A 21,311-nucleotide genomic window follows, 5' to 3' on the forward strand; every position below is an offset into this window, starting at 1 on the left:
TCTCCCAAAGGTTGAAATGACAGAAAGAGTGCAAAAGGTCTGAATCTAAAAAAAACTTTATTAGGAGTGTTTCCTTCGAGGGGACTACAGGGATGTTACCTAGACCGAAGACTAGTTAGTGCAGTAGCAACATAGCAAAACGGTAGCTATTTACAGCTCAATGGTTTCCCTCTCAGCTGCTTCGGATTCGCAATCCGACACAAAGCCATTATGGGGATTTAGATTCCGCCATTAGGTTTGTAGAAAAGGCACAGCGGTTGCAGGCTGTAAATCGGATTTCAAATCCAGAAGAGCAGTAGTATCCCGCCCAACGCGCTGCCACAACTAGCCCTACACACCAAACTGATTGAGGTGATGGTCGAGGTGTTTGTAGAACATGTTGTTCCACTCCTGGCTGCTGAGCGGGCCGAATGAATGGGAATCCAGGCCTTCGAAGTGGGCAGCTCCCAGGGACTCGGTGTAGCGGATGTACTGCAGGAGGCGGTCTTTCTCGGTGGCGAAGTTTTTGTCGCTCGACATTTTAAGCTGCGGTGCCGTGGCGCTGTTCCGTTTGTAAGGTGTTTCATTGACTACCGTGTTTTTCAGCAGGAGCCTCAGGATGGCGCGCTTGAAGGCATTGGGTTTCGGGTGCTTCTCTTCGTAGGCCATCTCGTAGATGACGTTGCAGTGGGCCAGCATCTGGGCAGGGTTCATTTTGCCCCACAACTGTTTTGTGCGGGTCTGTAGCTGGTTGATGCGCTGCGTGAGTGCGGCGGTGGTATCTGGTGAGAAGATATTTTTCATGTCTAGCGAATTCATGTCTAGGGTTCAGGTTTTTGGTAGCCTAAAGATACTCTTTCGCAAGGTCTGCGCAGTACCTGGGAGTATTAAATTCTGATAAGCATGTTGGGAAACACAGTAACCAGCTACTCTTGAATTTATACCTGCTGTGTGCATACCTTGTCTGGGAAAAAGGCTGCTATACCTGGCTTGATTGGGCAGGCAGCGGATGTCGGTAGAGCGTGAGGCCGAACCAGGCCGCCAGCCCGGCATATACGGCGCACAAGATCCAGAGTGTGAAGGGCTGCTCGGGGTAGCGGAACAAAAACTTGAACATGGCCATCGCGCCGATAAAGAAATGGGCGAAGTTGGCGATGCAGATCGGGCGGTTGTAAATGCCACCGACCCGGCTGCCTTTTGCCATCCAGTTGAGCATGGCGAAGCCTGCGTACAAGGCGCCTACCACCTGCAGCTGGAGCACATCAAGCGGACCCGGCTCCGAGCCTAGGTATACCGCCAGTTCTTCAGGCAGAAAGGTGAAGGCTATACCTAGCACGGCCAGCACGGCGGCGCTCAGGGTCATCATAATTTTGGTTTGCATGTGTTATGAAGTGGGTTTAAGGTATGGTTCGTTCTTATTTACTGATGTAATTCATGAAGTGAAAAATTAACGATCTCCACTTCCAACTTCATCGTTTCACCTGGTTTTATCGCTTCTCTGGAATAGCCATGGTGAGAGTCGAATATTTCTCCTATTTTCAAGTAGTTTTCGCATTTGCAGCATAAAAATAGCATAAAAATATAGACAGCTTTAAATGTCCGCCTATCCATTCCTCCGTTTTTAAAACCTGCATTTCCTGTAGCAGCCAACCTTCGCAGTTTAGTCGCCTGATCCCGACCTGGCCAGGCTCAAAGTTGCAATACGGTTTCCTAATTGGCATTTGTCTAGCTTTAAAATAAACCTTCCTTTGGTTTTACCGGCTTACTACACGCATTAGGTTCAGCAATCTGGCAAGTGGCAATTCCGGCATAACAACCGCTGTGCGTCTGGCTGGCTATACCCGTTATACAGGATGCTACTGCCGTTGTCTGTATGAAGCAGCGGGCTCTTCGTGTTCGGTGGTATGGTAGCTGCAGGCTAGCGTGGTATCTTAGCACTTAAAATTACCTCACCCGAATGAAGAAGTTACTTTTTGTAGCGCTCGCTTTTGGCGCTGCCTCCTGCTCCTCAGACCACAACCTGGAAGACACGCTTTACAATGTAGCCGAAGCCGGCGCCACCATGGTCATCGACTCGCTCCACCACTCCGCCAACAAGGAACTGGAACGCTACACCGGCATCGATTCACTCGCTCACAAGATCGGGGCAGTTGACACGATCAATGTGGAGCGCGAAGTAGAACGCGAAGTGAAGCGCAGGATCATCGAAGAGCTCTCCAAGTAAGGACGGTATGCCTGCTTCATTGCCTTTCTACGTCACGCTTATACCTACTCTTTCGTGCTTGAAATCCTTAAGCGTAGTGGTTTTGTAATATAGGAAATTGCTTTTGTACTCCGTTAATTTTTTGCTTGGTATATGGTTGTTTTCTTTTTAGGATTGTGGTGTGAATTGGGAGGATAAAGCAGCTTTTAAGATTGCTATTTTAAGATTGCTATACCTGTACCTGTACCTGGAAATACTGCTTCCAATCACCATTGCCGCTCCTTGTCTTTTAGCGTACCCTTACCCACAGTAGGAGAGTTTTCCCCAATACATCAGCGTTCTAGCGTTTACCTACTCAAAGTCCCAACCCCACCTATAGGAGGCGGGTATTTCTGCTGCATGGATTATACCTGACTGAGCAGCAACTCAACGTGGTTTACACAATTGCATAGGGTTGTAACAAATAATAGTTTTTGTTTCTATCAGCCAACTACGACCATAACAATAGGTATGAGGTTAAAAGACAGTATATTAATTACTTACAACTGATTTGCACTGCCGTATACAGCAACTATGTATGGTGAAATCTGTATAAAGTATAATTTACTTTGTTAAACTTTATACAGAAAATTAGATGGCAGATTTACTCGAGTCACTGCGGGGTTATATATCTCCGGACCTCATCTCAAGAACCAGCAGGGAGTTAGGCGAGAGCGAGCCTGCCACTGCGAAAGCTTTTGGTGGCATCATACCCGCCGTGTTAGGCGGATTAGTTAGCCGCACCTCCGAGCCGGGTGTGATGAGCTCTATTTATAACATGATCCGGGGCAGCGACAGAGGTATGCTGTCCAGTTTAAGCAACACTGTTCCGGGCGCACCCGGAAGTACATCACCTGTTGGCAACCAGTTCTTATCCCAAATCTTTGGCAATAACATAGACGGGGTGAACAGCGCGCTCAGCAATTTCGCAGGTATAAAATCTACCTCCGTTTCTGCCATCCTTGGCTATATTGCTCCTTTGGTGCTGGGCTTTCTGGGGAAAAAGACCCACGACGATGAACTGGACGAAGCCGGATTGAGCAGCTATTTGAGCAGCCAGAAATCCAGCATCATGAGTGCGCTTCCTCCTGGTCTGGTCAGTGTGCTCGGCTTAAGCGGATTAGGAGGCGCCGCAGCAGCAGCTGCATCCCACATCGAAAGACCCAAACCGGCAGCTGCCGCAGCTACCGAACGCGTGCACCATACTCCGGAGGAGCCTCGCAAAAAGACAAACTGGCTCTGGCCGCTGCTGGCTATTGCTGCCCTGCTGCTACTTATTTTCGGACTTCGCAATTGCAACGACGATGCAGAGAACGTAACCACAGAGCCAACCACCACCACGGTGCCTCTAGCTACAACAGAAGAACCCATGGAGTCGAGACGATCTGATGTGGATTTTACAGAACGGGAGATACCGGGAGGGGTAGTGCTCAACATTCCGCCGGACGGCATAGAAAGCAAACTGGTAGCGTTTATTGAGGACGACAACAAAGTGCCCGACAAAACCAGCTGGTTCAGTTTCGACCGACTGCATTTTGAGACCGGAAGCGCCCGCATTCAACCAGAATCGCAGGAGCAGATCGACAACATCGTGAAGATTCTGCAAGCCTACCCGCAGGTCAACATCAAAATTGGGGGCTATACCGACAACGTAGGGCAACCGGCCTCCAACCTCAAACTGTCCCAAAGCAGGGCAGAAGCGGTGCGGGATGCCATTCAGAAGCAAGGTATAGCGGCTAATCGTTTGGAGGCGGAAGGGTATGGCGAGCAGCACCCTGTCGCTGACAATGCTACGGAAGAAGGCCGCGCCCAGAACCGACGCATCGATGTGCTAGTGACCAAGAAGTAGGTAGTTTTTCAGGTATACTAGAACAAGAACAGACAGGGAAACCACTTGGTCTTTCCTGTCTGTTTCTTTTTGATCAAAGCAAAGGCGATATTAGCTTAAACACCTTTTCGATCAGCTGCCTGTAAACCGGGCGGGCTTTCCATTCCGCTGCATCCAGTAGCACGGCATGTTCCAGGTCCTGGAAAAAAGCTTCGCGGAGCTCACCGGCAAAAACTGTGTCGTACACCACGGCGTTCACTTCAAAGTTCAGGTCGAAGCTGCGGTAGTCCATGTTCGCGGTGCCCACCATTGACAGTGTGTTGTCTACCACCAAGGTTTTGGCGTGCACGAAGCCTTTCTGGTAGAGGTAGATCTGCACGCCCACCTCCAACAGGTCCTCGAAATAAGATCGGGCAGCGGCGTTTACGATAAAAGAATCTGAGTTTTCGGGTACCAGCAGTCGCACCGTTACGCCGCCCATGGCTGCGATCGACAAAGCGTCCAGGATGCTTTCTCCAGGTATAAAGTAGGGGGTGGTTAGCAGGAATTCCTCTTTTGCCAAGGCAATCGCCTGCAGAATGGAAAACATGATGGTGGGCTTGGCGGAGTCGGGTCCGCTCGAGGCGAGCTGAACCACGGTGTTGCCGTGCGCGTCGGTGGGTTTCGGGAAGTAGCTACTTTCCGGCTCCAGGTGTCGTTGCGACGAAAAATTCCAGTCTGTGAAGAAGAGGTACTGCAGGTAGAAAGCCCCCGGCCCGTCGATGCGCAGGTGCGAGTCGCGCCAGTAAGGTTTGCGCTCCTGTTGGTCGGAGTAGTTGATGTAGCTGTCGCTGATGTTGATGCCGCCCACAAAGGCTGTGATGCTGTCTATCACGATGATCTTGCGATGGTTGCGGTAGTTGAGGCGGTTGGCCAGAAAGAGGATGTGGATCTTGTGGAAAGGGTATACCTCCACACCGGCTGCCTGCAGCTCCTTCCTGAAGCCATGCCGTATGGACCGGCTGCCAAAGTCGTCGTAGATGACCCGCACGATGACACCTTCTTTCGCCTTTTTGATCAGCAGGTCTTTCAGATTGTTGCCGATATGGTCATTCTCGATGATGTAGTACTCCAGGTGGATGTGGTGGCGGGCGTTCTCAATGGCTTCGAATACTTCGGCAAATTTCTGCTCCCCGTTCAGCAGCAGCTTCACTTTGTTGCCTGCGGTTAGGGGGCTGAGGTTATCGCGCAGGAGCAATTTCGCCAGGGGGCGGTAGTGTTGTATCTCTTCACTGCTCGCCCTGAAGTTCTCTCGGGACGTGGTGATGATCCGCTGCCTGATCTGCTTCATGAGCTCTACGTTCTGCAACAGCTTTTTGGAGTACAGGCTACGCTTGCGGTAGTTGATGCCGAACGAGAAATAGAAAAAGATACCGGCAACCGGCAGAAAGATGACCAGCAGCAAATAGGCGAGCGTTTTGATCGAGGAGCGGGTGTCGTAAATGATGCGCAGGCACACGAGCACCAACACGGCCAGGTATAGCGTTTCTCCGATCAGAAGCCAGTCGATGTCTGAGAGCGCACGCAGCATGCAGGGCCGGGTTTTAGAACCAGTTATCTTATTCCTGACTGATCAGCAGCACGAGGTAGGCCACATACAGGAGCAGGAACACAATGCCTTCTCCGCGCGACAACTGGCGTCCCCTGCCTGTGAAGATAAAGATGAATAGAAGCAGACTGGTGCCGATGTTCATGTAAATATCGGTGAAGGAAGCCGGGTTTACCGGCACTGGTGCCACAACCGTAGACACCCCCAGGATAAAGAAAATGTTGAAGATGTTGGAGCCCACCACGTTGCCGATGGCGATGTCCACGTTGCGTTTGCGCACCGCCACAATTGAGGTGGCCAGCTCCGGGAGCGAGGTGCCGATGGAAACGATGGTAAGGCCAATGATGCGTTCTGACAGCCCGAAAGCCGCGGCAATGTTTACGGCGCCCGTCACGATCAGCCGACCGCCAATCACCAGACCGGCCAGCCCCAGCACAATGAATAGCACAGACTTCAGGTAGGTATAATCCTTGGTTTCCGTTTCTTCGTCGTCTGCATTTCCGCCAAGGCCGATTACCACGTTGTATACCAGGAAAATGGCGAAAAAGAGCAGCAGCACGAGGCCTTCGGAGCGGGTGATGACGTTGGTGGCAGCGCCGTCCAGCAACAAATCGCTGGCTAGGATCAGCACCACCACGGCCGCCAGAAAACTAAGCGGTATTTCGAGCCAGGTGGTGTTGCGCTTAACGGTGAGTGGGTAGATGGTGGCGCATAATCCCAGAATGGCCAGGACGTTGAAAAGGTTACTCCCGATGACATTGCCCATCACCATGTCGGTGTTGTCGTTGGCAGCCGCAAACACGTTCACCACCAGTTCGGGAGCCGAAGTACCAAAGGCCACAATGGTCAGACCGATCACAATGTTCGGAACGCCCAGTTTCTTGGCGAGGGCGGAGGCGGCGTCTACCAGTTTGTCTGCCCCGAATATAAGCGCCGCAAAGCCGGCCAGTAAGAGTAGAATGTTTAGCATGTAGGGATCAATTACCTGAGTCGCAAACCTGAAAGGGTTTGCGTTACGATTTAACGTAATTCTAAGGTAAAGTTTTCAATCCCATGTTTCCGAGGTAGGATCCGCCTGCCATGATGAGGCAGGAAATGATGACGCCAATACTCACTGCCAGGAAAGCCTGTCCGCGTTTGATCTTGAGCAGGTAGGCGGCAATGGTGCCCATGTAAGCGCCGGTGCCCGGCAACGGAATCATCACAAACACCATTAGTCCCCAGAAGCCATATTTCTGAACTTCTGCGCCAACTCCTTTCTTGGCCCGCCTTCCCAGCTTGATCACGCCCTTTTTGTAGGTTCTGTTTGGCCAGAGCTTCTTGCTGAAGGACTCGATCAGCCAGGCCAGTAAGGGGAAGATGAGCAGGTTGCCGACCAGGCCCACCACAAAGGCCCAGAATACGGGCATGTCGTTGAGCACGGCGTACGGAATGCCTGCCCGCGCCTCGCCGAAGGGAGAGATGCTGAGCAGAAAGGTATAGATCAGTATTTCAAACATAAAGCGCCTCAGGGCAAATTAATGTGTACAATAGGGGAGATGGATGTTGCTCAGAAAATTTGAAGCAGAGCGACCCGGTCGGCTCTTTCGCTAACCGGGTCGCCTTACTTTAGAATTAATTGCTTTGCGTGAGTTTAAGCGGTTACAGATTTAGAAGACTCTTCTTCCGGCTTAGGAAGCGCATCGTGTAAATCCGGGTTCGTTGTTTCTACCAGGCCTACTTCCGGCTGCGGGTCAAACTCGCCTTCCCAACGGGCTACTACGGCAGTGGCCAGGCAGTTACCTGTCACGTTGATGGATGTACGGGCCATGTCCATCAGTTCGTCAATCCCCAGGATGGCAAACAGCGGCCATACCGGCAGGTTGAAAGAAGCAACCGTACCCAGCAGGATCACGAGGGAGGCACGCGGCACACCCGCTACGCCTTTGCTTGTCAGCATCAGCGTAAACACCATTAGCAATTGCTGCTCCCAGCTCAGGTCTATACCTGCGGCCTGTGCCACAAACACCGCGGCCAGCGCCAGGTATAGTGTGGTGCCATCGAGGTTAAAGCTGTAGCCGGTCGGCATGACGAAGGCTACGATGCGGCGTGGTACGCCTAGTTTCTCCATCTCTTCCATGGCGCGTGGCAGGGCGGCCTCCGAGCTGGTCGTGGCAAAAGCAATGGACACCGGACCCGAGATGGCCTTCAGGAAACGCACGATTGGAATACGGGCGATGAGCGCGATTGGCAGGAGCACCAGCAGCACAAAGGCAAGCAGCGCCACATAGAGCGTAGCCAGCAGTTGGAACAGGTTCACCAGGATACCGAAGCCCATATGACCCACCGTGTAGGCAATGGCAGCACCCACACCCACCGGTGCGAAGTACATGATGATGTTCGTGAACTTGAACATGGTCTCCGAAAGGCTCTCGCAGAAGTCGATCATAGGCTTGCGCTTCTTTTCGGTTACCATGGCCAGGCCAATAGCAAAGATCACGCTGAACACCACGATCTGCAGTACCTGTCCTTCGGCAACAGACTTGGCAATGTTTTCAGGGAAAATATGCAGGATGATGTCTTGCCAGGTTTGTTTGACCGGAGCCACGATCTCCTCGGTCTCGGCTATACCTGTCATGTCAATGCCTTCGCCGGCTTTGCTGATGTTGATGGCAGCCAGACCGATGAAGAGGGCAATTGTCGTCACCACTTCGAAGTAAAGGAGCGCTTTCCATCCCATGCTGCCGATCTGTTTCAGGTTGGCATGGCCGGCTATACCCACTACCAGCGTAGCGAAGATGAGAGGCGCGATGATGGTCTTGATCAGTTTCAAAAATACCTTACTAAGCACGTTCAGGCTTTGCCCAACATCCGGGAAGTCGTAGCCGATCTGGGCACCTACCACCATGCTCACCAGAATCCAGGTAGTAAGGGAGCGTTTCTGCAGGGCGTAAAGTAACAGCACGCCTGTGCCAGCCCAGCGGATGGCGGTGATGACAGCGGCTGGCAGTGCGATAATTTCGTACTGCTGCAGCACCGTCAGGAGGGCGGCAATGCTGATACAGATCAGGGTAGCCAGTGGCAGTATAGCCTTCTTGTTCATATGTTAGTCGTCTAAAGCTTTAAGGTTCATTAACTCTGCAAGGACTTTCTCTTCGACAGCCAGCCTTTGATGGCGGCGATGATAGGAGGGGTAATCGAAAGCACGATGATGGCCAGGATCAACAGGGAGAAGTGCCGCTTTACGGCCGGCAGGTTACCGAAGAGATAGCCTGCCATCATAAAGAACACCACCCAAACAAACGCCCCGATCACGTTGAAGCTAAAAAAACGCTTGTAATCCATTTTGGCTATACCTGCCACGAAGGGAGCGAAGGTGCGGACGATCGGCACGAAACGCGCATAAATGATCGTAAGTCCGCCGTACTTCGCATAAAACTTCTGCGTCTGGTCGATGTGCGAGCGGCGCATAAACCAGAAGTCGCGCAGGTAAATGCGGCTTCCGATCTTGCTCCCCACATAGTAGTTGAAGGAGTCGCCCAGAATGGCGGCCGTGATCAACAACACGATCAGAAGCGTCAGGTTGAGGCCGGAGGCAGGTATAGCCGCCAGCGCACCGAGCGCAAAAAGCAGTGAGTCTCCGGGTAGGAATGGGGTCACCACCAGGCCCGTCTCACAGAACACGATCAGGAACAGAATAAAATAAATCCACTGCTGATACTCCTGCACCAGCTCAACCAGATGCTGGTCGATGTGCAGAACGAAGTCTATCAAATAATAAACGAAATCCATCTGGTAAGCTGACGCTTTGTGTGCCGGACTAGCCTGTTATTTCTTTTCGTCGGTGTTCTGCACAGACTTGTCGAGCTCGCTCTTGATTTCGTTGGTGGCGTCCTTAAACTCGCGTATGCCGCGACCTAGTCCGCGTGCCAGTTCAGGTATGCGTTTGGCACCAAACAGTAGTAAGAAAGCGAAAATAATGAGGGCCACTTCAGCGCCTCCAAGACCGCCAATGAAGGCGAAAATTGCAGTGATGATCATATGATGTTGATAAAAAATCAGTTTAAAAAAAGTAAGTTAATCGACTGGCTGCCAGAAAAATAAGATGTGCATAGTTATACCTGCATTTGCCGGATAGGCCCTGCAGACTTTTGTAGAAGCAGATTGTGGCAGCTAAATGGACGTGGCAGCAGCCTAGGGGGCTTGTGGCTGAACGAAGGTATACAGGAACTGACAAAAGAAGCTCTCGCCCGGCGCCCGTACCGTGTAGGGTGTAATTGCCTGCTGATCGGCAAACGATAGTGCGTGTGTTCTTGTGTCGGTGGTGGCAGGGTGCAGGCTGAGTAGGCAGGAGGAAATCGTGCCTTCCTGGGCCAGGTATAACTGACCGGTCTGCAAATCATGGTCATAGTCGCTGCTGCCGCCGTTTTCCTGTGCTTGAACCGTTGTGCTTTCCTGCGCTTCTGGTATGGCCGAATCGTACGCATACGCTGACCCGCAATGGAGCAAGACGGCCCAAAGCAGAGCGAGCGACATTATCAAATGCCTTAGTAAGCGGGGTTTAAGCGGAATCAGGACCATAAAACGGCGTAAATATACTACAATCTACAAGTAAGTCAGATACCTGTAAATTTAAATTTGCACAATTTTAGAAAATCCCATTGACGTGCTTTCTTGCCTGCAGGTAGTTCTTAAGCAGCCATTTAGCAGCGTATGCAGGTTTTCCGGCGCCCAACCTTATAGAAAAACCTGTTCCAGCACATCGCCGACAAAATAAGCCAGTGATGCCGCCAGGCCACCCAGCAGAAGTGTCTCTGCTATACCTGCCAGCATGTTGCGCTCTGTTACCACGCTCTTCAGGGCGCCCACTAGGGTCAGGGCGATGCCGGTGAGGATGCTTGAGTAAAGGAAAAGTTCGGAGCCGCCTATACCTGATCCGGAGCCGGAAAAGATGTAAGCCAGCAGCGGAATAGAGCCCACCAGCACGAAACTGATGAATGTGACCGATGCCGTTTTGACAGGTGTTTTATCGTCCTTGGTCATCTCCAGTTCTTCTTTCATCATGGTATCCACCCATACATCTTTGTCAGAAGTGATCACCTCTACCACCTGGTCCAGCAGTGGGCCCTTAAAACCTTTGGCTGCGTAAATTTCCCGGACTTCCTCTTTCTCGGTCGTGCCCAGGTGCTCCACCTCCCAATACTCGCGGGCCTTGTGACGGTCAAAATTTTCGCGGGAAACCTTGGTAGAAAAGTAGTTGCCGACCGACATGGAAAAGCCATCGGCGATCAGGTTGGCCAGCCCCAGAATGATTACCACCGCTACACCCAAACTCGCGCCCTCCGCCCCAGCAACCACCGCAAAGGTCGTAATAGCCCCATCGACACCGCCATACACAAATTCAGAAATGTAATCCTTCTTGAAGAAAAGGATTTTGTCTTCCGACTGTAGCTCGTGGTGTTGCATAGCGTGCTGCTGTTAAGTGAAGTCACATTGAAGTTACGGAAAAAATGGAAAGGAGAGGGGAAGAGTTTAGAAGTTAGAAAGTTAGAGAGTTTAGAAGGTAGAAAGGTTGAACTGTAGCGACGTTACGTTATAACGTCGCGATACTACGCAAAATTCTCGTTTCCTTGTAGGGACAGGTCGCGACCTGTCCGAATCGTGCACATGCCTATTTGTCTGAATCAGGATTTACAGGATTAGAGAATTTTTAGGATTCTGGTGCACGATCGTCAACCTGTGCCTACTTCTTTGTCGAGGGGCACTACCGCCATCAAGGAAAAAAGTGAGTGACCGCCGCACAGGCGAAAAGCCAGCTATGCAATGGCTCAATTGCTACACCTATACATGGGGATGTGGTCATCCCCGACAGTTTGCTTTCGGATCAGGAAATCCGAAAGAGCTTGTGCATAAATTGCTATACCTAATATAGAGCTACACTAGGTATAGGTATAGCTAGTTATACCTGCAACCAAGTCAAAGGCCCCTCACAAGCGTGGACTCTAGCGCCTTGCCTGAGGCAGGCGAAACCCAACCTCAATTCAACTGATCAACCTCTTCAGCAGGTATAAACTGCTTTTCTTTTGCTGGTACAACCTCTTGCAGAGGTATAGCTGTACGCTCCTTGAAAGGCTGGAACTGCTGCTCCAGAAAAGACTTTGGATACACTTCAACCTCATCAAAACCAAGTTCAATATCACGGCCATCCTTCGGCATGTAAGCCGTCCCGAAGAGGTAATCCCATACACTCAGGCTGATGCCGTAGTTCGCGCCATACCTGTTGGGCAAGCGCTTGGCGTGGTGCCAGATGTGCATTTGGGGGTTGTTGAAGAGATAGCGCAATGGACCAAGCGGGATATGCAGATTGGAGTGGTTGAAGTGCCCAATGGCCGTGGCGAAAATATGGACCAGGAAGAAGTCCTGAATGCCGAAGCCGATCATGGCCAGCGGAATATACTCAATGGTGCGGTAGACGATCGTTTCGCCCCAGTGGAAGCGCAGGTGCGCGGCAAAACCCATCTGCTGTACCGAGTGGTGTACCTTGTGGAAGCGCCACAGATAATCAGAGCGGTGGAGGAGGCGGTGCACGTTCCACTGAATGAAGTCGCGCAACACAAAGAGCGTGAGCAGCTGCGCCCACAGCGGCCAGGACTGAATTTCAAAAGCTACTAAATTCTGAATCCCGAAAAGGGCCAGAAAATCATTGAAAGCCTCTACACCGATATTGGAGATGGCATTGAAACCGACCAGCGAGAAAAGGAAAAAATTGAAGAACATGTAGAAGCCGTCGAGCCAGAAATCCTGCCGGATAACAGGCTGGCCCTTGCGCCAGGGTACCACCACTTCCAACAGCCAGAAAAACAGCGACAGCCCCAGCAGCCAGTAGAAATAGTTGCCCCAACTCGGGTTCAGTATTTCCCGCCACAGGTAATTACCGTAGTCTGAAAAAGAGCTCGTGAAGATGTTCCAGTATTTCTCCATACTAATTTCCCCAACAGCAGGTGGAGTTTGATTGTTTCGGCTGGTGGTACAAAATAAGCATAAAAAATAAGCTGGCAACCCATTGCGCTGCCAGCTTATTCTGATCCTTTATTTCGCCAGGCCCATCAGAAACTCGCGCACCTCTTTCGTGTCATACTCCGCCATACCTTCCTGTTTGGCTACGATCTTGCCATCCGGCGAAATGATGAAGGTGGTAGGGATGGCCGTGCTATAGAACTCCTGCGGAAACTGACTGGCGGGCATGTACACCGGGAAGGTATAGCCTTTCTTGTCGATGAACTTCTTCACCTTGCCCATACCGCCTTCGTCTACCGACAGCATCACAAAGGCCACTTTGTTCGGGTCCATTTTTTTGTAGAGGCTGTGGATGTTGGGCATCTCGGCAATGCAGGGCGGACACCAAGTCGCCCAGATGTTCAGAAAAATGACCTTTCCCTTCAGGCTTTCAAATGCTACTGTTTTGCCGTTTAAGTCTACCATTTTGAATCCGGCACCAGCCATGGGTGCTCCGGCTGAGGTATAGGTAGCAGCCTCTGGGTTTGTAGACACTTCATCGATAGCAGGGACATCTGCATTTTTGATGCCGGTTGCCAGCAAAATGCGCTGCACTTGCCCAATGGCTTCCGTGTGCAGTCCCGTCAGGTATAAGACACCAAAAATGGCCAGCGTCACAACCCAGCCCGGTATGTTCTTAATTGAAAATTTCTTCTTGTTCATAATGTGCTTATTTGTTAAGTCAGATGACTTCGTAAAAGTTCGTTTTGATGCTTGCCGTACTTACAATTCCACGGTGGTGTAGCCTTCCGCCTGCAGTTCAAACATATAGGTCAGACCGTTCGGAATTATTTCCACGCCAGCCACTAGCGAACCGGCATCGATGTTGAACTGCTTGAGCGACATTCCGCATACCTTGTAAGTGATGCCGGCTGCTTTGCCTTTCTCAAACTCCTGCTCCATACCGCTGCCTTTCACAAAGGCTTCTACGGACTTGCCACAGGCCATCACCACAAAACGTTCGCGCTGGTAGCGGCTTTCTCTTGTGATGGTTTCGGCTGTGTTCACCGCAGCTTTCAGGTGGTTGGGCTGGGAGATCAGGACCGCGTATTTTTTTCCATCGGCATTTGTCTCAGTTTCTGCTGAGGCAGTGCTTTGGGCCAAGGTGGTACCCGTTGTGCATGATCCTAAGAACGTCATCAGACCGAGTGCCAGCGCGGCTACGTAATTTCTTTTCAATTTAGGCTTTAAGTTTGATTTCAGCTGTTTATTCTGGAAAAGTGACTGGTCCAGTCCGTAATAGACGGCGCCGTTCACGGTGAAAAATAGTAGCAATCCAATTAGGGCAATGTTCTTAAACAGGGGGCCAGAGCCTTCGGCGCCAACCTGTACGGTGACTGTGATCGGAACGAGAATGGCCAGTAGCATACCTGCCGCCATTCTGGTTTTAAAGCCAGTCAGCAGCAGAAAGCCGCCAACCACCAGGCCCACACCAGACAAAATGATCAGTGTGTCGGGCGGCGCGATCCAGGTAGCGAGTTGTGCAAAGGTAGCTTTTTCGAGTCTGGCAGTAGCAGCGGCAGTTTGCAGCAGGTGGTTGAAGCCAGCCATTATAAAAATCAGGCTACCCATGACGCGTAGCACGAGGAATGATATTTTTTGGGAAGGATTATTTTCCATGATTGAGATTTTTTTCTTGAAATAATAGTAGCTGCACCAGCGCGTAAACTTGTTGCGCTGACAGGCTGAAAGGGCACAGCGATGGAACAGGTATAGCAATTTGAGCAAACCCGGTCTGTACTGGCTGTGTCAGCATGATGCATGTAAAATGTCAAGAAAATCTCGGAGGGTCGGGGTCAGTACCCAGGTTGGGCGGCAAGTGCTTGCGCTGAACGGAACGGAAAAGCTGCTTTCTGACAGCGGCGCTTACATTCGCATCCGATTGTCCGTCAGCCACCACGGCGTACAGCTGCTGACCACACTCAAGAGTAACATTGGCGGAGCCTTTCCGCTCAGAATGAGTCTGGTGTTTGAGGCATTTTTTAGCGCATGGCCGCTTGAACTTCTGGTGATTCGTGGCTGCTTTTAACTCACTTTTAACCGCGCAGGCAAACCCGTTCACTGGCTTTTGAGGTTGCGCCAGTGTGAAGAGGAAGAGGATTGTGCTTAAAAGTAGGAGCAGCGTATGCTTCATTGTTTATAGGTTAGCAGCAGTTATAACTGGCGCGTTCTCTCGTAAATTTACCATTTTAAGTTCTGGCCACCAAGTTTGTCCCGCATTCAGCACTATGCCAAAGCAGCTTTTTGGTGCAGCACATACGAAATTCGGACAGTATGCCTGCTCCAATGGTCAGGATGGCTGTGCCCAACAGTACAAATTCCACACCAAAAAGATCGCTAAACACGCCGGCTACCACGGCCCCAGCCACATAACCAAAGTCGCGCCAGAACCGGAAAATGCCCAGACTCTGTGGGCGCTGTTCCGGATGCGTGTTCTCCGCCACCACCGACAGGAAATTTGGGTATACCAAGGCAGTTCCGGCTCCCAGCAGCACAAGTGCCGCAATCACCAACGCATAGGCCTGACTGAAGAACAGGACGCCAATGGCTATACCTTGCAACATCATACCTACACTCAGCAACTGTTTCTTGCAAAGCACATCCCCGAGTCGGCCTGTTACCAGTTGCCCAAGGCCCCAAACCGCCGGATAAACACCAGCCAGCAGTCCGACCTGATGCAGGGTATAGCCCTTGCTCATCAGCAGTACTGGCAGCAAGCCCCACAGGATGCCGTCGTTCATGTTGTTCACAAATCCGCTCAAAGTGACAGATCCCAGGTTGGCATGGCGCCAGGTCGTATCTTTCCAGACGTTTCGCAAAAGTGGAATGCTGGTCTGTGCTGTTTCGGTTTTGACGTGGGCATGCGTGTCGCGCACGAAAAACCAGGTGAGGAGCAGACCGATAAGGGAGAAGGCTATACCTGGAATAAAAGCGTACGTGACCTCACCGGTAGAAGAGGCGATGTAGCCAGCCAGGAAGGCCACCAAACCCACGGCCAGGTAACCGGCAAATTCATTGATGCCCATGGCCAGCCCGCGGTTCTTTTCACCCACCAGGTCGATCTTCATCACCACCGTGGCAGACCAGGCCAGGCCCTGGTTTATACCCAGCAGCAGGTTTGCAAAGATCACCCACCACCAGTTGGTAGCATACAGTAACAGCCACGGAACCGGAAGCGCAAAGAGCCAGCCGATGAGCAGCAGTTGCTTGCGGGTAAATCTGCTGGTCAGGCGACCCATCATCATGTTGGCGATGGACTTGGCCAGACCAAAGGCCACGATAAATGACAGAAGCGCCGTGTGCCCGCTGATACCGAAAACCGTTTCGGCAAACTCCGGGATCACAGAGCGCTCCAGTCCGACCATGGCACCCACGAAACCGTTGATGAGCACCAGCAGCCAGAACTGCATTGCGTTCTCTCTCAAGCCCAGTTTTGTTTCGTTTGTTGACATGGTCTTTCAATTTTTTAGAGAGTTGCATGAAAGCCACCGCCTGGGGCAAGCGACTTTCAGCAAACACTCAACTTTTAGCCAAATTCTTTTTTAGTGAGGCAGTCTGTCTTTGATAGCGCCATACACATAGGTACCGGATAACGCACCTGCTATGGCGATAAATATCGCCCAGTAGCTGAAGCCCACGTTCACAAACATCGGACCCGGGCAGGCACCAGTGAGCGCCCAACCCAAACCGAAAATAGTACCGCCAATAAGGTAGCGAGAAACAGACTTTTCCTTGGGCGTGAATACGATCGGGTTGCCCTGAATATCGCGCAGCTTGAACTTCTTGATCACAAAAGTGGCAATGGTACCCAGCACCACAGCTGTTCCGATAATGCCATACATGTGGAAGTCCTGGAAGCGGAACATCTCCTGAATACGATACCACGAAATCGCCTCCGACTTACTCATCACGATGCCGAACAAAATACCGGCTATTATAAATTTTATACTTTTCACGATTCTTATTAATAATGATTAATGACGAATGAATAATGAGTAATCAGGAATGAATAATGACGTATTATATAATATGCTCACTGAGAGAAATAATTAATCATTATTCATTAATAACTACACATTATAAAATTAATGGTAGCAGCACAAACGTGGTGATCAGTCCGCCGATGAAGAAGCCGATCACGGCGATGAGGGAGGGAAGCTGCAGGTTGGAGATACCACTGATGGCGTGACCCGAAGTACAGCCTCCTGCGTAGCGCGCACCGAATCCTATCGCGAATCCGCCCAGCAGCAGAATCAGGAATCCTTTGAGGGTGAAGGCAGCGCTCAGGCTGAAGATCTCTGAAGGCTGCATGCCGTCAGGAGCAGAAATTCCGAGTTGCTGCAAGTCTTGGATCGTAGCCTGTGAGATTTGCACCGGCTCGCCGGAAGAAAGAAACTCCGCTGCGATAAAACCGCCGATGATGGCACCTACCAGAAACAACAGGTTCCAGGTCTGGGCACGCCAATCATAATCGAAGAACTTAAGCTTTTTACCAGCACCGCAGGCTGAACAAATCACGCGCAGGTTCGACGAAAAACCGAACGACTTACCGAAAAACAACAGCAGCACCATGATAAAAGCGATCACGATACCCGAGGTATACCAGGGCCATGGTTGGCTTATGAACTCTAACATTTTTAGGTCAATTTAATATTTGGTGATAAAGAGAGATAGGCAGGGAAGGGGCGAGGTCGCGTGCCCCTTCCGGCTCTGCCCTTAGATTTTAATTTTTGTTTGGCCAAGCATCGATACCGCCCGCCAGGTTGTAACACTTAAAGCCTTGCGCGCTCATCAGGTCGCAGGCAGAACCGCTGCGGTTGCCGCTACGGCAGAACACAAAGTACGCTTTGTTTTTGTCTAGCGACTTCAGTGCGTTCTGGAACTGGCCTGTGGTTACGTCCAGGTTCCTGGCGCCTTTGATGGTGCCAGAGGCAAACTCACCAGCTGTGCGCACATCGAGCAGCTCGGCATTATCAGCGTTCTGGAATTGTGTTTTGAATGATTTTCCGTCCAGGTTTTCGTAGTTCTTTGGAGTGGATTTAAAGGTATTGAACATGGCTTTATGCGTTTAATGTTGGTTCTGTTTTAAATTACTATACAAAGGTACAGGTAGGATAAAACAGGTTCAGTGACTTTGGTCACGCTTAGCTTTTTTTCTAAAAAATCGGGGTCGGCTATTGACCGACCCCGTTGCATTTAATCAAAATACTAAACCATTTTATTTTAAGGTAGAAGGGCATACATAAGCCGTTCTAGGTATGTCAGTTTCAGAGATGGCTTTGTAGCCTCCTTCCACGTTGATCACGTTGTCAAAGCCTCTTGCCTTCAGGATAGAAGCTGCGATCATGGAGCGATAGCCACCGGCACAGTGGATGTACATGTCCTCGTTTTTCGGCAACTCGGCCAGGTGATCGTTGAGGTAGTCGAGCGGAGCGTGCTGCGCTGTTTCTACGTGCTCGGCCTGGAACTCGCCTGGCTTGCGCACATCCACTACTTTGATGCTGTTATCTTTTGCGTAATCGGCAGCAAACGCAGCAGCAGAAATGGACTTGATGGTGTCTACTTTCTTGCCAGCAGCTTTCCATGCTTCGAGTCCGCCTTTGAGGTAACCCAGCGCAAAGTCGTAGCCTACGCGGGCCAGCCGGGTCACTACTTCCTCTTCACGGCCTTCGTCGGCAATGAACAGAATAGGCTGCTGGATATCCGGAATTAAAGCGCCGATCCAGGGAGCAAAGTTGCCGTCGATGCCAATGTTGATCGAGTTAGGTACAAATCCGGCAGCGAAAGTTTCTGGTTTGCGTGTATCGAGCACCAGCGCACCCGTTTCGTTCACAGCCGCCTCAAAGGCGTCCGGTGAAAGCGCCTGCTGACCTTTTGCCAGTACCTCGTCAATGTTCGCGTAGCCTTCCTTGTTCATCTTCACGTTCATCGGAAAATAGCCTGGAGGAGGCAGCAAACCGTCGGTTACCTCTTTCACAAATTCTTCTTTGGTCATGTCGGCACGCAGGGCGTAGTTGGTCTTCTTCTGGTTCCCGAGCAGGTCACTTGTCTCTTTGCTCATGTTTTTGCCGCAGGCCGAACCGGCACCGTGCGCCGGGTATACCACTACATCATCCGGCAAAGTCATAATCTTGCTGCGCAGCGAATCGAACAGGTGCTCAGCGAGTTGTTCCTCTGTCAGGTCAGACTTTACTGCCAGGTCCGGACGACCCACATCGCCGATAAAGAGCGTGTCGCCTGAGAAGATAGCTGTTTCTTTTCCGTTCTCGTCGATGAGCAAATAGGTCGTTGACTCCATTGTGTGACCCGGTGTGTGCAGCACCTTGATGGTCACGTTGCCAAGCTTCAACTCTTCGCCGTCAGTGGCGATATGCGCTGCAAAAGTAGGCTGGGCATTTGGTCCGAAAACGATCTGGGCGCCAGTGGCTTTTGCCAAATCCAGGTGACCTGAGACGAAGTCGGCGTGGAAGTGCGTCTCCAGTACATATTTGATTTTGGCATTGGCCTTTTCAGCCTTTTCGATGTAAGGTTTTACCTCCCGAAGCGGGTCGATGATGGCGACTTCGCCATCGCTTTCGATGTAGTATGCGCCTTGTGCCAGGCAACCTGTATAGATCTGTTCTACTTTCATGGGTATAGGGTTATGAGTTCTTTCGTTTCTGTTTTCTGTTGTCACTTCTTATCCGATGACACTACAAATATCAGTATATTATTTGCGCGATACAGTGACTTAGGTCACGCTGGTACATTTTTTTAGAAGAAAAGCTCTTTTCCGATGATATAAACACCCATCACCAGGACGAACCAACCAAAAGCGGTTTTGAGTTTGTCGGCGTGGATTTTGGCGGAAAGGTAAGTGCCCACGAAGATACCAGCAATGGAGATGGCTGAGAAAATACCCAGGAACATCCAGTCGATTTCGTAGTTGAATATGTCGCCGATAAAACCGAAAAGTGACTTAGCTGCGATGATCAGAAGGGAAGTACCTACGGCCATTTTCATGTCGAGTTTACTGAAGAGCACCAGCGCAGGAATAATCAGGAAGCCACCGCCTGCTCCTACCAGACCGGTGAGCGTACCCACCACCAGACCTTCGGCCAGAATGCCGGCGTAGTTGAATTTTGGTTTCGGGTGGGGGGTGCCGTTTCCTTCCACATCAATCTCTGTGTCGATGTTTTCGTCCACCATGTCCACGGCTTCAGATGTGGCAGGAGTTTTCTTTTTCCTGATCATGCTGATGGAGGCAAACACCATCAGTCCGGCGAAAAGTAACATCAGCATAATGCCTTTGGTTACCATGAAATCGCCCACCGAGAAGATCTCTTCAGGTATAGCCGGCACCAGGTAACGGCGCGTGAGGTATACGGCAACGATAGAAGGTATACCAAACACGATGGCTGTCTTCATGCTGACCAGCCCGTTTTTGTAGAATTTGTAAGAGCCCACCAGACTGGTCAAACCCACAATAAAGAGTGAGTAGGCGGTAGAGATAACGGGGCTCAAACCGATGAGGTATACCAGTACCGGCACTGTCAGAATAGAGCCACCACCACCAATCAAACCGAGAGAAAGCCCGATCAGCAGGGCCGCTATATAACCTAGTATTTCCATTGAGTGATAAATTTATGATTTTAACAACACAAAGGTATAGCGGCTTTCAAAGGACTTCAGTGACTAGAATCACTTAAGGGAGGAAGGTTGAGCTTAAACTAAATGCTACCAAGATCCTTTCAGGATGACAAATGAAACTGATTGTTATGGTCTTTCTATTAAAAAGTGGAGGGTAGTTTATTTATGTGCGGATAATCACAAGCAAGAATTATATCTTTTAAGTAATTCAGAATTTATACCTTCCTGTTGCATAGAACAGCTTTTCGCACGGACAGGTCGCGACCTGTCCGTGCGAAACCCGAACTTTCTACCTTTCTACCTTCCAAACTTTCTAACTTATTAGACTACCTCCAGATCATGTACTTCAATAAAATTTCTGTGCAGGGTGATGGCGCCGGATTGCTCTAGTTTTTTGAGGAGGCGGGAGATCACTTCGCGGGAGCTGTTGAGCTCGAGGGCGATCTGTTGGTGGGAGAGGCGGATCTCTTTGCCACTCACTTTCACGTGGCGCTTGAGGTAGAACAAGAGACGCTCGTCGAGGCCTTTAAAGGCAATGCTGTCGAGGGTTTGCAGGAGCTCTTCGAAGCGCTGGCGGTAGGAGGCAATGACAAAATTGTGCCAGCTCTTATACTTGGCCAGCCATTGTTCCGACAGGTGGGAGGGAATCAGGATGACCTCTGCCACGGTGACGGCTTTGGCCATGATTTGGCTCTGCTCGTCACGGGCGGTACACATCATGGATAGGGCGCAGGCATTGCCCGGCTCCAGGTAATACATCAGAAACTCATTGCCTTCGTCGTCCTCGCGGTATACCTTGAGCAGCCCGCTCAGGAGCAGGACGGTGGAGCGAATGTACTGCCCGGTACGCATCACTTCTTCGCCTTCTTCAACCTGTTTGATGGTGCTGTGCGTCAGTATTTCGTCGAGGAGAGTTTGCTCAAATTGGGGGAACTGTTGAAGGATAGCTTCTTTCTGTGATATTTCCATATTTTAGTATACGTGTCGTATAGGTTAGGATAGGTTTTAAG

General features: G+C 50.8%; 23 protein-coding genes. 2 read left to right on the forward strand and 21 right to left on the reverse strand.

Annotation, left to right across the window (positions count from 1 at the left end):
- Window positions 1-330: 330 nt before the first annotated feature.
- Both B0B12_RS02475 and B0B12_RS02480 read right to left on the reverse strand, forming a co-directional pair.
- Window positions 331-798 carry a DUF1569 domain-containing protein gene (locus tag B0B12_RS02475; RefSeq protein ID WP_244554569.1) on the reverse strand — a complete coding sequence of 156 codons (468 nt, stop codon included), beginning with the start codon at window positions 796-798 and terminating at the stop codon, window positions 331-333.
- Between the two features lie 160 nt (window positions 799-958).
- Window positions 959-1,360, reverse strand: coding sequence for a hypothetical protein (locus tag B0B12_RS02480; protein WP_076665913.1), 402 nt, complete (start codon window positions 1,358-1,360; stop codon window positions 959-961).
- Window positions 1,361-1,936: 576 nt separating this feature from the next.
- On the opposite strand from B0B12_RS02480, the gene B0B12_RS02490 reads away from it, so the two are divergent.
- A complete protein-coding gene (locus B0B12_RS02490) occupies window positions 1,937-2,203 on the forward strand; it encodes a hypothetical protein (RefSeq protein ID WP_076665915.1) in 267 nt (88 codons plus the stop codon).
- A gap of 613 nt (window positions 2,204-2,816) precedes the next feature.
- Window positions 2,817-4,070 (forward strand): OmpA family protein, encoded by a 1,254-nt coding sequence (locus B0B12_RS02495; RefSeq protein ID WP_076665916.1) that lies wholly within the window; start codon window positions 2,817-2,819, stop codon window positions 4,068-4,070.
- A gap of 73 nt (window positions 4,071-4,143) precedes the next feature.
- Here the strand turns inward: B0B12_RS02495 and cls are convergent, their stop codons facing one another.
- The 19 genes from cls to B0B12_RS02590 all read right to left on the reverse strand — a co-directional run bounded on the left by cls (window position 4,144) and on the right by B0B12_RS02590 (window position 21,270).
- The gene (gene cls / locus B0B12_RS02500; RefSeq protein ID WP_244554570.1) at window positions 4,144-5,619 is read right to left on the reverse strand and encodes a cardiolipin synthase; all 1,476 of its coding nucleotides are present in this window, start codon (window positions 5,617-5,619) and stop codon (window positions 4,144-4,146) included.
- A 28-nt stretch (window positions 5,620-5,647) separates the two neighbouring features.
- Complete coding sequence (locus B0B12_RS02505) at window positions 5,648-6,607, reverse strand: calcium/sodium antiporter (protein WP_076665917.1); 960 nt, start codon at window positions 6,605-6,607, stop codon at window positions 5,648-5,650.
- 61 nt (window positions 6,608-6,668) lie between these two features.
- Entirely contained in the window at window positions 6,669-7,136 is a 468-nt protein-coding gene (locus tag B0B12_RS02510) for a COG2426 family protein (RefSeq protein WP_076665918.1), read from the reverse strand.
- A gap of 134 nt (window positions 7,137-7,270) precedes the next feature.
- Window positions 7,271-8,719: a dicarboxylate/amino acid:cation symporter gene (locus tag B0B12_RS02515; RefSeq protein ID WP_076665919.1), complete on the reverse strand. Its 1,449-nt coding sequence runs from the start codon at window positions 8,717-8,719 to the stop codon at window positions 7,271-7,273.
- 29 nt (window positions 8,720-8,748) lie between these two features.
- The gene (locus B0B12_RS02520) at window positions 8,749-9,408 is read right to left on the reverse strand and encodes a DedA family protein (RefSeq protein WP_076665920.1); all 660 of its coding nucleotides are present in this window, start codon (window positions 9,406-9,408) and stop codon (window positions 8,749-8,751) included.
- Between the two features lie 36 nt (window positions 9,409-9,444).
- Entirely contained in the window at window positions 9,445-9,657 is a 213-nt protein-coding gene (locus B0B12_RS02525; RefSeq protein WP_076665921.1) for a Sec-independent protein translocase subunit TatA/TatB, read from the reverse strand.
- A gap of 153 nt (window positions 9,658-9,810) precedes the next feature.
- Window positions 9,811-10,152 (reverse strand): hypothetical protein, encoded by a 342-nt coding sequence (locus B0B12_RS02530; RefSeq protein WP_076665922.1) that lies wholly within the window; start codon window positions 10,150-10,152, stop codon window positions 9,811-9,813.
- A gap of 201 nt (window positions 10,153-10,353) precedes the next feature.
- The gene (locus tag B0B12_RS02535) at window positions 10,354-11,082 is read right to left on the reverse strand and encodes a VIT1/CCC1 transporter family protein (RefSeq protein WP_076665923.1); all 729 of its coding nucleotides are present in this window, start codon (window positions 11,080-11,082) and stop codon (window positions 10,354-10,356) included.
- 570 nt (window positions 11,083-11,652) lie between these two features.
- On the reverse strand, window positions 11,653-12,597 hold the full coding sequence (locus tag B0B12_RS02540; protein ID WP_076665924.1) for a sterol desaturase family protein: 945 nt from the start codon (window positions 12,595-12,597) through the stop codon (window positions 11,653-11,655).
- A gap of 108 nt (window positions 12,598-12,705) precedes the next feature.
- Entirely contained in the window at window positions 12,706-13,335 is a 630-nt protein-coding gene (locus B0B12_RS02545) for a TlpA disulfide reductase family protein (protein WP_076665925.1), read from the reverse strand.
- A 60-nt stretch (window positions 13,336-13,395) separates the two neighbouring features.
- The gene (locus B0B12_RS02550) at window positions 13,396-14,292 is read right to left on the reverse strand and encodes a DoxX family membrane protein (RefSeq protein ID WP_076667612.1); all 897 of its coding nucleotides are present in this window, start codon (window positions 14,290-14,292) and stop codon (window positions 13,396-13,398) included.
- Window positions 14,293-14,443: 151 nt separating this feature from the next.
- Window positions 14,444-14,806: a hypothetical protein gene (locus tag B0B12_RS20190; RefSeq protein ID WP_076665926.1), complete on the reverse strand. Its 363-nt coding sequence runs from the start codon at window positions 14,804-14,806 to the stop codon at window positions 14,444-14,446.
- 55 nt (window positions 14,807-14,861) lie between these two features.
- Window positions 14,862-16,124: an MFS transporter gene (locus tag B0B12_RS02560; RefSeq protein WP_076665927.1), complete on the reverse strand. Its 1,263-nt coding sequence runs from the start codon at window positions 16,122-16,124 to the stop codon at window positions 14,862-14,864.
- Window positions 16,125-16,214: 90 nt separating this feature from the next.
- Window positions 16,215-16,628 carry a DUF6691 family protein gene (locus B0B12_RS02565; protein WP_076665928.1) on the reverse strand — a complete coding sequence of 138 codons (414 nt, stop codon included), beginning with the start codon at window positions 16,626-16,628 and terminating at the stop codon, window positions 16,215-16,217.
- A 121-nt stretch (window positions 16,629-16,749) separates the two neighbouring features.
- Window positions 16,750-17,307: a YeeE/YedE family protein gene (locus B0B12_RS02570; RefSeq protein ID WP_076665929.1), complete on the reverse strand. Its 558-nt coding sequence runs from the start codon at window positions 17,305-17,307 to the stop codon at window positions 16,750-16,752.
- 88 nt (window positions 17,308-17,395) lie between these two features.
- Complete coding sequence (locus tag B0B12_RS02575) at window positions 17,396-17,728, reverse strand: rhodanese-like domain-containing protein (protein WP_076665930.1); 333 nt, start codon at window positions 17,726-17,728, stop codon at window positions 17,396-17,398.
- A gap of 162 nt (window positions 17,729-17,890) precedes the next feature.
- Window positions 17,891-19,303 carry an MBL fold metallo-hydrolase gene (locus tag B0B12_RS02580; RefSeq protein WP_076665931.1) on the reverse strand — a complete coding sequence of 471 codons (1,413 nt, stop codon included), beginning with the start codon at window positions 19,301-19,303 and terminating at the stop codon, window positions 17,891-17,893.
- Window positions 19,304-19,425: 122 nt separating this feature from the next.
- Complete coding sequence (locus B0B12_RS02585) at window positions 19,426-20,283, reverse strand: sulfite exporter TauE/SafE family protein (RefSeq protein WP_076665932.1); 858 nt, start codon at window positions 20,281-20,283, stop codon at window positions 19,426-19,428.
- Window positions 20,284-20,622: 339 nt separating this feature from the next.
- On the reverse strand, window positions 20,623-21,270 hold the full coding sequence (locus tag B0B12_RS02590; protein WP_076665933.1) for a Crp/Fnr family transcriptional regulator: 648 nt from the start codon (window positions 21,268-21,270) through the stop codon (window positions 20,623-20,625).
- Window positions 21,271-21,311: the final 41 nt, after the last annotated feature.

The sequence above is a fragment of the Pontibacter indicus genome, assembly GCF_900156345.1.
In the GTDB taxonomy this organism is placed as follows: Bacteria; Bacteroidota; Bacteroidia; order Cytophagales; family Hymenobacteraceae; genus Pontibacter; species Pontibacter indicus.

Coding starts and splice junctions, on each gene's coding strand:
- B0B12_RS02590 (WP_076665933.1), bottom strand. CDS start 21,270: ATGGAAATATCACAGAAAGAAGCTATCCTTCAACAGTTCCCCCAATTT.
- B0B12_RS02490 (WP_076665915.1), top strand. CDS start 1,937: ATGAAGAAGTTACTTTTTGTAGCGCTCGCTTTTGGCGCTGCCTCCTGC.
- B0B12_RS02475 (WP_244554569.1), bottom strand. CDS start 798: ATGAATTCGCTAGACATGAAAAATATCTTCTCACCAGATACCACCGCC.
- B0B12_RS02510 (WP_076665918.1), bottom strand. CDS start 7,136: ATGTTTGAAATACTGATCTATACCTTTCTGCTCAGCATCTCTCCCTTC.
- B0B12_RS02575 (WP_076665930.1), bottom strand. CDS start 17,728: ATGTTCAATACCTTTAAATCCACTCCAAAGAACTACGAAAACCTGGAC.
- B0B12_RS02540 (WP_076665924.1), bottom strand. CDS start 12,597: ATGGAGAAATACTGGAACATCTTCACGAGCTCTTTTTCAGACTACGGT.
- B0B12_RS02480 (WP_076665913.1), bottom strand. CDS start 1,360: ATGCAAACCAAAATTATGATGACCCTGAGCGCCGCCGTGCTGGCCGTG.
- B0B12_RS02545 (WP_076665925.1), bottom strand. CDS start 13,335: ATGAACAAGAAGAAATTTTCAATTAAGAACATACCGGGCTGGGTTGTG.
- B0B12_RS02585 (WP_076665932.1), bottom strand. CDS start 20,283: ATGGAAATACTAGGTTATATAGCGGCCCTGCTGATCGGGCTTTCTCTC.
- B0B12_RS02520 (WP_076665920.1), bottom strand. CDS start 9,408: ATGGATTTCGTTTATTATTTGATAGACTTCGTTCTGCACATCGACCAG.
- cls (WP_244554570.1), bottom strand. CDS start 5,619: ATGCTGCGTGCGCTCTCAGACATCGACTGGCTTCTGATCGGAGAAACG.
- B0B12_RS02515 (WP_076665919.1), bottom strand. CDS start 8,719: ATGAACAAGAAGGCTATACTGCCACTGGCTACCCTGATCTGTATCAGC.
- B0B12_RS02495 (WP_076665916.1), top strand. CDS start 2,817: ATGGCAGATTTACTCGAGTCACTGCGGGGTTATATATCTCCGGACCTC.
- B0B12_RS02525 (WP_076665921.1), bottom strand. CDS start 9,657: ATGATCATCACTGCAATTTTCGCCTTCATTGGCGGTCTTGGAGGCGCT.
- B0B12_RS02570 (WP_076665929.1), bottom strand. CDS start 17,307: ATGTTAGAGTTCATAAGCCAACCATGGCCCTGGTATACCTCGGGTATC.
- B0B12_RS20190 (WP_076665926.1), bottom strand. CDS start 14,806: ATGAAGCATACGCTGCTCCTACTTTTAAGCACAATCCTCTTCCTCTTC.
- B0B12_RS02580 (WP_076665931.1), bottom strand. CDS start 19,303: ATGAAAGTAGAACAGATCTATACAGGTTGCCTGGCACAAGGCGCATAC.
- B0B12_RS02530 (WP_076665922.1), bottom strand. CDS start 10,152: ATGTCGCTCGCTCTGCTTTGGGCCGTCTTGCTCCATTGCGGGTCAGCG.
- B0B12_RS02560 (WP_076665927.1), bottom strand. CDS start 16,124: ATGTCAACAAACGAAACAAAACTGGGCTTGAGAGAGAACGCAATGCAG.
- B0B12_RS02505 (WP_076665917.1), bottom strand. CDS start 6,607: ATGCTAAACATTCTACTCTTACTGGCCGGCTTTGCGGCGCTTATATTC.
- B0B12_RS02535 (WP_076665923.1), bottom strand. CDS start 11,082: ATGCAACACCACGAGCTACAGTCGGAAGACAAAATCCTTTTCTTCAAG.
- B0B12_RS02550 (WP_076667612.1), bottom strand. CDS start 14,292: ATGGAAAATAATCCTTCCCAAAAAATATCATTCCTCGTGCTACGCGTC.